This is a genomic window from Amycolatopsis sp. NPDC104587 (assembly GCF_055583645.1).
Window position 1 is genome coordinate 210,491 of record NZ_JBVJNO010000005.1, and the last position, 12,323, is coordinate 222,813.

Here is a 12,323-nt window from a genome sequence, read left to right on the forward strand (position 1 = left end):
TGGCACCGGGCAACCGGTGCCGGGACGGAGGGAGACCCCCATGACAACGCCGACGCTCACCCGCCCCGAACTGACCGCCGCCGACCGCTGTGACCGGTGCGGGGCCGCAGCTCAGGTACGCGCCGTCCTCAAGGGCGGCGAGCTTCTCTTCTGCGGGCACCACGCCCGCGAGCACGAGGCCAAGCTCAAGGAACTGTCCGCCGACATCCAGCGGTAACGAACCCCGAAACGCCCGAAGGCGGCCGGTGCGCACAGGCACCGGCCGTCTTCGTATTTCCGAAACCCGCACAGTCTGCAACTTGCAAAGGGCGGGGCGGATATCACGGCCCGGCCGCGGAATGCCGTGATTCCGGACACGGGACAAGACAGAAAATCAGACAGAATCCAGCACGACTTCGAACGCGACTTCCGCGGCTCCCAGCAGCTTCACGTCGGCTCCCAGCGCCGAGCTGACGATCCGGGTGCCGCCGACCGCCCGGCTCACCAGGCTGCGCCGGCGCACTTCGGCGCCGACGTGCCGCAGCACCGCCTCGGGCAGCACCGTCAGCAGGTCGCCGAGGATCACCAGCTGCGGCCCCAGCAGGTTGACGACGTTGATCAGCCCCAGCGTCAGCCACTCCGCGAACTCCGCCAGCCGCGACAGCGCCGCGTCCGGATCCCGGCCGAGCTCGCGCAGCTCGAACAGGATCGCCCCGCGCGGGGTGTCCTCGGGCAGCCCGAGGGCCCGGCACAGCGCCGCCTCGCCGACCTCGGTCTCCCAGCAGCCGCTGCTGCCGCAGTAGCAGGGCCTGCCGTCCGGGCGGATGACCATGTGCCCGATCTCGCCGACGTACCCGGCGCCGCCGCGCAGCGCCGAGCCTTCGGCGATGACCCCGCCGCCGACCCCGACGTCCGCCGAGATGTACACCACGTCGGACGCCCCGCGGGCCGCGCCGCGCAGGTGCTCGGCGACCGCGCCGAACTCGGCGTCGTTGCCGACCAGGATCGGGATCTGCAGCACCGCGCCGAGCCGCTCGCCGAGCGCGACGTCGGTCCAGCGCAGGTTCGGGGCCTCGTGCACGTGCCCGTCCGCGCGCCGGACGACGCCGGGCACCGACACCCCGGCCGCCACCGGCGTCACGTCGAGGTCGCCGGCCAGCACGGTCGTCGACTCGATGACGTGGGTGATGACCTCGCCGGGCTGGCCCATCCGGCCCCGCAGGTTCCAGCTGTTGCGGCCCAGGATCTGGCCACCCAGCCCGACGAGCGCGATCGCGACGTGCTCGACCTGCAGGTCGACCGCGAGCACGACCGCCGCGTGCGGCTGGGGCAGGACCAGGAGCGAGGGGCGGCCCGCCCCTCGTCCCGGCCTCGGCACCTTCTCCTCGACGACGCCGGCTTCGGCGAGCCCGTCGACGAGGGTCTTGATCGTGCTCCGGTTGAGCCCCAGCTCGGAAGCCAGGGTCGCCCGGGTGCTCGGCCCGCCGACGTGCAGCAGGCGGAGCAGGGTCGTGCGGTTGTGCCGACGCACCTCGTCCGGTCGCGCGACGGGTGAGCTGGACACGGGCTTGATCATCCCATGCTGGTTCAGCGCGTCGACGCAGCCGCGCGGCGCCGCGACAGCGCGTCCACCGTGGCCGCGAGCAACAGGACCAGGCCGGTGACGATGTTGACCACCGCGGCCGGCTGCTTGAGCAGGCCCAGGCCGTTGATGACCACGGCGATCACCAGGCCGCCGACCACGGCGTCGGCCACGCGGCCCTTGCCGCCGAACAGCGACGTGCCACCGATGACGGCCGCGCCGACCGAGTACAGCAGCGTGTTGAGGCCACCGGACTGCGGGCTGACCGAGCCGACCTTCGACGCGGCGACGATGCCGCCGATGGCCGCGACCGCCGAGCCGATGACGAACACGCTCGCCCGGATCTTCGGCACGTCGATACCGGCGCGGCGGGCGGCTTCCTTGTTGCCGCCGACCGCGTAGACGTACCGGCCGTACCTGGTCCGGTTGAGCACGTAGGTCCCGGCCACCAGCAGCACCAGCATGATCGGGATGACGTACGGGATGCCCTCGATCGTGACGACCGCCTTGTTCGGCGAGCGGTTGATCGTCAGCAGCCAGGTGCCCAGCGCCGAGAGCACCACGAGCGCGGTGACCTTGGCGACGACCAGCGCCGTCGGCTGGACGACCAGGCCACGTTGCAGCCGCCGGAAGTGGCTGAGCAGCGTGATCACCGCGAACCCGCCGGCGGCGACGAGGAAGAAGATCCAGCTGCCGACGACGTTCAGGTTGCCGTTGGCGATCTTGTACAGGATGTCGGAGTTGGTGATGCCGATTGTGCCGCCCTCACCGATGAACTGCAGCAGGACGCCCTGCCACACGATGAACAGCGCCAGCGTCACGACGAAGGACGGCATGCCGATCTTCGACACCAGGAAGCCGGTGATGCAGCCGATCGCGGTGCCGACGCAGATGGCCAGCAGGATCTCCAGCCAGGCGTTGGCGGGGACGCCGACCGCGACGAGCAGCAAGCCGACCAGCGACAGCGCGGCGCCGGCCCAGATCCGCTGGTAGGCCGACAGCAGCATGGCCGCGGCGAGGACCGCGATGAACGTGATGAACACGCCGGTTCCCATGGAGCCCAGCAGGTTGCCGGCATGGACGTAGTGCAGGGCCATCACCGACGCGGCGGTGCCGGAGGCGACACCGGCGGCGAGGTCGATCTCGCCGAGCAGCAGCACGAAGACGATGCCCATCGCGATGATGATCACGCCCGCGCCCTGCGGGAAGACGTTGGCGATGTTGGCCAGCGTGAAGAAGTTGTCCGACAGCGCGCTGAACAGGATGACCAGCACGAGCAGGCCGAACAGCGACGGCAGCGAGCCGAGCTCGCCGGCCCGGAGGCGGGCGACGTAGTCGCGGATGGCTTCACCGGGTGACATCGATGTCGTGTCGATGCCGAAGTCGGTGATGGCCGCGGTGGGGTTCTGGGTCTGCGCGAGCGCTTCCGCGGCCGGCGTGGCGACCTCGGGCTTGGCAGGGGTTTCAGTCATTTCCGGTTCTTTCTTCCCGCTCACAGGACCACAGCTTCGGGCCGGGCCAGGCCGAGGTCACCGGAGCGACCGGCGGTGATCAGCTCCACGATCTGGCCGTGGGAGACGTCCTTCGTGTGCACCTCGGCGACGAGGCGGCCGAGGTAGAGCACCGAGATGCGGTCGGCGACCTCGAACACGTCGGCCATGTTGTGGCTGATCAGCACGACCCCCAGGCCCTGCTCGGCGAGCCGGCGGACCAGGTCGAGCACCTGCCGGGTCTGCGCGACACCGAGGGCGGCGGTCGGCTCGTCGAGGACGACGACCTTGCTGTTCCACAGCACCGACTTGGCGATGGCCACGGTCTGGCGCTGACCACCGGACAGCGAAGAGACCGGGGTGCGGACGGACTTGACCGTCCGGACCGAGAGGGAAGCCAGCGTCTCGCGGGCGGCCTTCTCCATGCTGGCTTCGTCCAGCTTCCACGAGTTGCCGCGTTCACGGCCGAGGAACATGTTCTGGACGATGTCGAGGTTGTCGGCGAGCGCCAGGTCCTGGTACACGACCTCGATGCCGAGGTCGGCCGCGTCCTTGGGACCGCGGATGTGGGCGTCCTGACCGTTGAACCGCACGGCCCCCGAGTCGTACGGGTGGATGCCGGCGATGCACTTGACGAGGGTCGACTTGCCGGCGCCGTTGTCGCCGACGAGTGCGGTCACTTCACCCGCACGCACGTCGAAGTCCACGTCGTGGAGGACGTGGACGGGGCCGAAGCTCTTGTTCAGGCCCTTGATCTCGAGAATGGGCTCACTCATGGATGGCATTTCTCCTGGGTGGGGACCGGGCCGGGGCGCGCCGTCGGGGTGCGCGTCCCGGCCCGGCTGTTCATTGGGTACTGCGGATGGCTCAGGAGATGCCGAGCGAGCTGCACTTGGCGGCGAGGTCGCCACCACAGATCTCGGCGGCCTTCACGTAGCCCTGGGTGACGACGGTCTTGACGTCCTTCTCCAGGATCGTGGTCGGCGTGAGCAGCACCGACTTGATGTCGCGGTTGTTCTTCGGGTCGTGGAGCTTGCCCGTCGCGATCGCGTCGGCGCCCGCGGTGTCACCCTTGGCCAGGGCGGCGGCCAGCTTGGCGGTCGACTCGGCCTCTTCCTTGATCGGCTTGAAGACCGTCATGTACTGCTCGCCGCGCATGACCGCCATCAGGCCGTCGGCGGTGGCGTCCTGGCCGGTGACCGGGACCTTCCCGGCGAGGCCGTTCTTCTTGAGGATGGTGATGACCGCGCCGGCCAGGCCGTCGTTCGCCGCGACGACGCCGTCGACCTTGCCGCCGTTGGCGGTGAAGATCTGCTCGAACGTCGTGCCACCGAGCTGGTTGTCCCAGTCGTTGATCGGCTGCTTCTGGAGCCGCTTCAGCGTGCCGCCCGAGACCAGCGGGTCGAGGACGGAGTCCTGGCCCTTGGTGAACAGCGTGGCGTTGTTGTCGGTCGGGGCGCCCTCGATCTGGACGAAGCCCGCGCCGGCCTTGCTCTTCAGCGCGTCCGCCATGGCCTGACCCTGCAGCTGGCCGACCTTCTCGTTGTCGAACGAGACGTAGTAGTCGGCGGAGCCGCCGAGGCTCGGGCGGTCGTAGTCGATGACCGGGATGCCCGCGGCCTTCGCCTTGGTCTCGACCGCGGAACCGACGGCCGGGTCACCGGGGGCGATGATCAGGACCTTGACACCGGAGCTGATGAAGCCGTCGGCCAGGGTGGCGAACTTCTGGTTGTCACCCTGGGCGTTCTGGACGTCGACCTCGAAGCCCTGAGCCGTCAGCGCGGCCTGCAGCATCGGCTTGTCGAACGCTTCCCAGCGCGCCGAGGTGGCGGTCTCCGGGAGGATGACGCCGACCTTGCCGCTGGCGCCGCCGGCGGCGGCGGGCGCGGACGAGGACGCGGAGCTGCTCCCCGTGCCCCCGCTGTCTGAACTGTTGGCACCACAAGCGGACAGCACCAGGCCGGTGCTCACCGTCGCGGCGAGGAGGGTAAGGGTTCTGCTGCGCATCCTCGTTCCTTCCGGATCCAAGCATTGGTGACGAGCGGCCCTCGGCTTCGCTTCGGGCCTAGCGGGGCGGCGATCCGGAGGGTCCCGGCGCACCGACGCGCATATGTTGTGGGCGACAACATATGCCGCTGAGCGGCTGCGGGGAAGATAGCTGGATCGATTAAATGACACCAATTGGACACGGTTCGGCAACACGAGCTGAACCTCGCCCGGAAAGAGTAGATCCGCTGACGATGTGATCGCCGGCATTCACCCTGTGTTACATCCAGGTTTCTTGACGCCTTGAAGGTACTCCGCCGGTGTACACCGAGTGCGATCCACCGCGAAGTGGTGGTGAACCCACGGCAAACACCCGGGACTGGTCGCCCACTTGCGAACTTCACACCCGGGATGCCCGAAGCGCCACCGGCCGGGGGACGCACGGGCAGCCGGGAGAAGACCGATCGGGCACGCAACGTCACGGAGTTGTGGAAGGTCCGCGGCGGTGGTGGTGGAACGGACGGTGACCGGCGGGTTCAGCCTCCTGGGCGACACCGGTGGCTGGGACAGGCCGGGGCAGGTGCGTCGGCGAGGTGGGTCGGCTGGAGTTGGCGGCTACCCGGGTTGGACGGTTCGGCGAGCAACCCACGCGGACCGGGCAACGCCGATCGAGCGGACTCGCCGGAGCTCGTAGGCCCAGGTGAGCGGTCGGCGCCGGACCGCAACCCCGCGCCGAACCTCACGCCCCGGTCAAGGTCGGCGCGACCGGAGCAAGCCGACCGCTGCGCAACCTCGATCCCAGCCGGGCCTGGCTCGGCAACCCGGCTCAGCCGCCAAAATCACCAGGACCGCAGGGTGACGATCCGCTCCTCCAGCTGCTCCACCGTCGCCATCGCGGTAGGCGGCCCACCACACACCCGCCGCAGCTCGTTGTGGATCGCGCCGTGGGGCTTCTTCGTGCGGTGGTGGTACATGCCCACCAGCGCGTTCAGCTCCTTGCGCAACGTTCCCAGCCGCTCGCTCACCGACGCCGGGCGGGCCGCCGGTGGGGGCGCCTCCTCCTTCGCGGGCTTGCGGCGCTTCTCGTCCGCGATCTGCTCTTCCTGCCGCTTGCGCAGCAGCGCGCGGACCTGGTCCGGCTCCAGCAGGCCCGGCAGCCCGAGGTACTCCTGCTCCTCGTCCGACCCCGAGAACACCGCCGTGCCGAACGAGTTGCCGTCGTAGATGACCTGGTCGAGCTCGGCCGAGGCGCCCAGCGACGTGAACGCCTTCTCCTCCTCGCCCGGCTCGTCCTCGGTGCGGTTGGCCTGGGCGAGGAGCTCGTCCTCCCAGCCCTCCTGCTCGCGGTGCGGCTTGCCCAGCACGTGGTCGCGCTGCGCCTCCAGCTCGCTGGCCAGCTCCAGCAGCACCGGCACCGACGGCAGGAACACGCTCGCCGTCTCGCCCTTTTTGCGGGCTCGCACGTAGCGGCCGATCGCCTGGGCGAAGAACAGCGGGGTCGACGCGCTCGTGGCGTACACCCCCACCGCCAGCCGCGGGACGTCGACGCCTTCCGAGACCATCCGGACCGCCACTATCCAGCGTTCCTTCGTCTCGGAGAACTCCTTGATCCGCCCGGACGCCTTCGGGTCGTCCGAGAGCACCAGCGTCGGCGCCTCCCCCGAGAGGCGCTCGAGGATCTTCGCGTACGCGCGCGCCGTCTCCTGGTCGGTCGCGATGACCAGGCCGCCGGCGTCCGGGACGTGCTGGCGGACCTGCGACAACCGGGTGTCGGCCGCCTGCAGCACCGCCGGGATCCACTCGCCCGCCGGGTCGAGGGCCGTGCGCCACGCGCGGGCGTTCTGCTCCGCGGTCAGCGGCTCGCCGAGCCGGGCGGTGAACTCCTCCCCCGCGCTCGTGCGCCAGGAGGCCTCGCCCGAGTACGCGAGGAAGACGACCGGCCGGACCACGCCGTCGGCCAGCGCGTCCGCGTAGCCGTACGAGTGGTCGGCCTTGCTGCGCTGGAAGCCGCCCGCGTCCGGCTCGTAGGTGACGAACGGGATCGCCGAGTCGTCGGACCGGAACGGCGTCCCGGTCAGCGACAGCCGCCGGACGGCCGGGGTGAAGGCCTCGCGGATAGCGTCACCCCAGGACTTCGCGTCACCGCCGTGGTGGATCTCGTCGAGGATGACCAGCGTCTTGCGGTTCTCGGTGCGCACGCGGTGCAGCGTCGGGTGGGCCGCGACCTGCGCGTACGTCAGCGCGACGCCGTTGTAGTCCGACGACGTCACGCCCGTCGTGTTGCGGAAGTTCGAGTCGATCTGGATGCCGGCCAGCGCCGCCGACGCGGCCCACTGGTGCTTCAGGTGCTCGGTCGGCGTCACGATCGTGACCGCCTCGATCGTGCGGTCGCTCAGCAGCTCCGCCGCGATCCGCAGGCCGAACACCGTCTTGCCGGCCCCGGGCGTCGCCACCGCGAGGAAGTCCTTGGGCCGCGTCGTCAGGTACTTGGTCAGTGCCCGCCGCTGCCACGCCCGCAGCGGGCGCGCGGTCGAGTCCTTCTCCGCGGGAGGCGCCCCGAGCTGCGTCTCCGTCATGCCGGTCCCCCCTCGCTCAAGTGCCTTGACGTGCGCTGTGACGTGCAAAAACCCTCACTGTGGCACCGACTTCGGCGTCGATGGCTGCGGTGAGGGCACTGGAGCGAGTCTACCGGCCGGGTCCGACAGTTCCGGGCACCGGCACGGGTGATGTCACCCGACACGCCCGGCCGCAGGGGGTGTGACGAGCCAAATCCGCACGGATGGACCATGCTGGACACGTCATGGGTGAGGTGCAGCCGTCCGCAGCGACGAAGGTGGCCCGAAGGGGGCCGTGGCGGCTGCTCACGCGCACGCTCGCCAAGGCCTGGGAAGGCAACATCTTCTCCGAGGCCGCCGAGGCCGCCTTCTGGCAGACGCTCTCGCTGCCCCCGCTGCTGCTCGGCCTGCTCGGCAGCCTGGGCTTCATCGGCGAATGGTTCGGCCAGAACGTCGTCTCGGCCGTGCACGACAAGATCATCGGCTTCTGCCGGACCGTGTTCAGCCAGAACGCCGTCCACGACATCATCGAACCCACGGTCAACAGCATCCTCACCGTCGGCAAGGGCGAAATCGTCTCGGTCGGCTTCCTGATCTCGCTGTGGGCGGGTTCGTCGGCGATGTCGTCGTTCGTAGACGCGATCACGGTCGCGCACGACCAGTACGGCGTCCGCAACGACGTCTGGCAGCGGATCTTCGCGCTGCTGCTGTACCTGGGCGGCCTGGTGATCCTGGTGGTCGGCCTGCCGCTGCTGGCGATCGGCCCCGACCTGCTGCCCGAGTTCTTCCCCACGGACTGGCGTCCGACGGTGGCGTCGTGGGTGAACGCGCTCTACTTCCCGACCCTCGCGGTGATGATCACCCTCGCGCTGACCACGCTGTACAAGCTCGCCCTGCCGCGGAAGCTGCCGTGGCACCGCGGGCTGCCGGGCGCGGTGCTCGCCATGGTCGTGTTCCTGCTCTCCTCGGTCGGCCTGCGCATCTACCTGAACTGGATCACCAAGACCGGCTACACCTACGGCGCGCTGGCCGCGCCGATCGCGTTCCTGCTGCTGACGTTCTTCGTCGGGCTCGCCGTGGTCGGCGGGGCGTACTTCAACAGCGCGCTCCAGGAGCTGTGGCCGGCGAAGGCGACCCGGCGCCAGCGCCGGAAGTGGCGGCGGCTGGAGATGGAACGCGCCTCCGAGCGGCTGCGCACGGAGGAGGGGCGCAAGCTGTGGGAGCGCACGACCACACCGCTGCGGCGCCCGCGCGCCGAAGACGTCTCCGACAACGGCGGCGGCAAAGCGTCCGAAGAGGACGAACCGTCACCCAGCGCACCGGAACCGGCACCCAGCGCGGCTCAGGGTCGCGATTCATCCCCGCGGACGACACAAAATCAACCCGCAGACTGAGTCGCTCCTCAGCAACACCGTGAAAAGCTGCCCCGGTCACTGACGCAGGCGTCGGTCGCCGCGTCGTTCCCGAGGGGGTTCCCAAGTCATGTCCGTGCTGGCCAGATTGAGCCTGCGCAACCGAAGCCTGATCGGCCTGCTCGCGCTCGTCGTCGTCGGTTTCGGGGCTTTCGCGCTGCCGCAGATCAAGCAGCAGCTGTTCCCGTCCCTGCAGTTCCCGCAGGCCCAGATCGTCACCGCGTACGCGGGCGCGTCGCCGGACGCGGTCGACAAGCAGGTCACCGAGCCCCTGGAGGGCGCCCTGCAGGGGCTGAAGGGCCTGGAGGACATCAACTCGACGTCCTCGGACGGCGTGTCGCGCGTGGTGACGCAGTTCGCGTTCGGCACCGACCTCGACGCCGCGGTGCAGCAGATCCAGCAGATCGTGAACCAGGTCCAGCCGCGGCTGCCGCAGAACTCCGAGCCCTCGGTGTCCGCGGGCAGCACCGACGACCTGCCGGTCGTGCTGGTCGCCGCGGGCACGGCCGGGGACCCGCAGCAGCTCGCGCCCGCGCTGACCGACCAGGTCGCGCCGGAGCTGCGGAAGATCGACGGCGTCCGCACGGTCACCGTCACCGGCGTGCAGCAGCCGCGCGTCACGATCACCCTCGACTACGCGAAGCTGGCCGCGGCGGGCGTCGACCCGACGTCGATCGCCACCACGCTGCAGACCGCCGGCGCCGCGGTGCCGGCCGGCACCCTGACCGAGGGCGACAAGACGCTGTCGGTCCAGGTCGGCGGCGGCCAGACCACTGTGGACACGATCCGCAACCTCTACCTGACCCCCAGTGCCGCTTCCGGCGCCACCCGGGGCACGCCGGCGCGCGGGCCGGTGAAGCTCGGTGACGTCGCCGACGTCCAGACCGGCTTCGCGCCGCCGACGTCGATCACGCGCACCAACGGCAAGCCGAGCCTCGGCCTCTCGATCACCATGGTGGGCAACGGGAACGCCGTCGCGATCTCCGACGCCGTGCGCGACAAGCTGCCGGAGCTGTCGAAGAAGACCGGCGCCGAGATGAACATCGTGTTCGACCAGGGCACGCCGGTGAAGGACGCGATCAGCGGCCTGACCACCGAAGGCCTGCTGGGCCTGGCGTTCGCGGTCGTCGTCATCCTGCTGTTCCTGCTGTCGGTGCGCTCGACCCTGGTGACGGCGGTGTCGATCCCGCTGTCGGTGGTGGTCGCGTTGCTGGCGCTGTGGACCGGCGACCTGTCGCTCAACCTGCTCACCCTCGGCGCGCTGACGATCGCGATCGGCCGGGTGGTGGACGACTCGATTGTCGTGCTGGAGAACATCAAGCGACATCTGGCTTACGGCGAGGCGAAGGAACGGGCGGTGCTCGACGGCGTCCGCGAAGTGGCCGGCGCGGTGACGTCGTCCACGCTGACGACCGTCGCGGTGTTCCTGCCGATCGCGTTCGTCGGCGGGTTCGTCGGCCAGCTGTTCTCGCCGTTCGCGATCACCGTGACGGTGGCGCTGCTGGCGTCGCTGCTCGTCTCGCTGACCGTGGTTCCGGTGCTGGCGTACTGGTTCCTGAAGCAGCCGAAGGTGCCCACGGACGCCATCGAGGCCGAGCGGGCGCGCGAAGCCGCCGTCGAGAAGGAGCGCCGCGGCCTCCTGCAGCGGGCGTACCTGCCGGTGATCCGGTTCGCGACCAAGCGGCGGCTCACCGTCGTCCTGCTGGCGCTGCTGATCTTCGCCGGCACGGTCGGCCTCGCGACGCGGCTGAACACGAACTTCCTCGACCAGTCCGGCGGCACCACGCTGAACATGACGCAGAAGCTGCCCGCCGGCACGAGCGTCGAGGCCAAGGAGAAGGCGGCGACGGCGGTCGAGCAGGCCCTGGCCGCCGAGAGCGCGGTGCAGACGTACCAGGTGAGCGTCGGCGGGGGTGGCGCGTTCGGCGGGTTCGGGGGCGGCGGCACGTCGACGAGCATCTCGGTCACCGTCGCGAAGGACACCGACCTCGACGCGCTGTCGGACCGGCTGCGCGCGAAGCTGACGTCGCGGCCCGAGCTGGGTGAGATCAAGATCGGCGCGGACGCGTCCGGCTTCAACTCCGACCAGGTGTCGGTGACGGTGACCGCGCCGTCGGAGGCCGCCCTGAAGCCCGCGTCCGACCAGGTCGTGCAGGCGCTGGGCGGGGTGTCCGGGCTGACCGAGGTGACCAGCGACCTGGCCGTCGGCTCGCCGCGGGTGCAGGTCGAGGTGGACGACGCCGCGGCCGCCGCGCACGGGCTGTCGGCGAGCATCATCGGCCAGGTCGCCAACCAGGCGATCGCCGGCCGCACGGTGACGCAGCTGCCGGTCGGCGGCCAGCGCACGGACGTCGTGCTGCGGGCGGGCGCCGCGCCGGTGACGGTCGAGGAGGTCAAGGCCCTGCCGATCCCGGGCCCGGCCGGCGTCGTCCGGCTCGACGAGGTCGCGAAGGTGTCCACTGTGGACGGGCCGGCGTCGGTCCACCGCACCGGTGGCGACCTTTCGACCACGGTGACCGCCAAGAACACCGGCGACAACCTGAGCAAGACCACGGCGGACATCCAGTCCAAACTGGACGGAATGACGTTCACCGGCGGCGCGTCGTACTCCCTCGGCGGCGTGAGCCAGGACCAGCAGGAGGCGTTCTCCAACCTGTTCCTGGCGCTGCTGGCGGCGATCGCGATCGTGTTCCTGATCATGGTGGCGACGTTCCGCAGCCTGATCCAGCCGCTGATCCTGCTGGTGTCGATCCCGTTCGCGGCGACCGGCGCGATCGGGCTGCTGCTGGCGACGGGCACCGCGCTCGGCCTGCCGGCGCTGATCGGCATGCTGATGCTGGTGGGCATCGTGGTGACGAACGCGATCGTCCTGATCGACCTGGTCAACCAGTACCGAGCGGAGGGGATGAGCGTCTCGGACGCGGTCACCGAGGGCGGCCGGCGGCGGCTGCGCCCGATCCTGATGACCGCGGCGGCGACGATCTTCGCGCTGGTCCCGATGGCGCTGGGCATCACCGGCCAGGGCGGGTTCATCGGCCAGCCGCTGGCGATCGTGGTGATCGGCGGCCTGGTCAGCTCGACGCTGCTGACGCTGGTGCTGGTCCCGACGCTGTACACGATGGTCGAGACCCGGAAGGAGCGTCGCCGCGCGCGTCGCGAGGCTCGCCGTCACCCGGCGAAGGCGCCGGAGTCGGAGTCCCTGGACCCCGCCCCCACCGCCTGACCGCAAGCGGCACTTTCACGTGAAAGTGCCGCCCCGGACGTGGGGGGGGGGGGGGGGGGGGGGGGGGGGGGGGGGGGGGGGGGGGGGGGTGGGGTA

At 70.4% G+C, this 12,323-nt stretch carries 8 protein-coding genes; 3 read left to right on the top strand and 5 right to left on the bottom strand.

What is annotated here, in order from left to right:
- The first annotated feature begins 40 nt into the window (after positions 1-40).
- A complete protein-coding gene (locus tag ACZ61C_RS16430; protein WP_247011850.1) occupies positions 41-217 on the top strand; it encodes a DUF7455 domain-containing protein in 177 nt (58 codons plus the stop codon).
- A 156-nt stretch (positions 218-373) separates the two neighbouring features.
- Here ACZ61C_RS16430 and ACZ61C_RS16435 read toward each other — a convergent pair whose 3' ends face one another.
- From ACZ61C_RS16435 to ACZ61C_RS16455, 5 genes are all read right to left on the bottom strand, one after another.
- Entirely contained in the window at positions 374-1,555 is a 1,182-nt protein-coding gene (locus tag ACZ61C_RS16435; RefSeq protein ID WP_465307414.1) for an ROK family protein, read from the bottom strand.
- A gap of 11 nt (positions 1,556-1,566) precedes the next feature.
- Entirely contained in the window at positions 1,567-3,033 is a 1,467-nt protein-coding gene (locus ACZ61C_RS16440) for a sugar ABC transporter permease (protein WP_465307416.1), read from the bottom strand.
- A 20-nt stretch (positions 3,034-3,053) separates the two neighbouring features.
- Positions 3,054-3,827 (bottom strand): ATP-binding cassette domain-containing protein, encoded by a 774-nt coding sequence (locus tag ACZ61C_RS16445; protein WP_247063508.1) that lies wholly within the window; start codon positions 3,825-3,827, stop codon positions 3,054-3,056.
- 91 nt (positions 3,828-3,918) lie between these two features.
- The gene (locus ACZ61C_RS16450) at positions 3,919-5,058 is read right to left on the bottom strand and encodes a sugar ABC transporter substrate-binding protein (protein WP_465307419.1); all 1,140 of its coding nucleotides are present in this window, start codon (positions 5,056-5,058) and stop codon (positions 3,919-3,921) included.
- A gap of 818 nt (positions 5,059-5,876) precedes the next feature.
- Positions 5,877-7,613 carry a DEAD/DEAH box helicase gene (locus tag ACZ61C_RS16455; protein WP_465307421.1) on the bottom strand — a complete coding sequence of 579 codons (1,737 nt, stop codon included), beginning with the start codon at positions 7,611-7,613 and terminating at the stop codon, positions 5,877-5,879.
- A 224-nt stretch (positions 7,614-7,837) separates the two neighbouring features.
- Between ACZ61C_RS16455 and ACZ61C_RS16460 the strand changes: the two genes are divergently transcribed.
- Positions 7,838-8,986: a YihY/virulence factor BrkB family protein gene (locus ACZ61C_RS16460; RefSeq protein WP_465307423.1), complete on the top strand. Its 1,149-nt coding sequence runs from the start codon at positions 7,838-7,840 to the stop codon at positions 8,984-8,986.
- Positions 8,987-9,074: 88 nt separating this feature from the next.
- Positions 9,075-12,227: an efflux RND transporter permease subunit gene (locus ACZ61C_RS16465; protein WP_465307425.1), complete on the top strand. Its 3,153-nt coding sequence runs from the start codon at positions 9,075-9,077 to the stop codon at positions 12,225-12,227.
- Positions 12,228-12,323 lie beyond the last annotated feature (96 nt).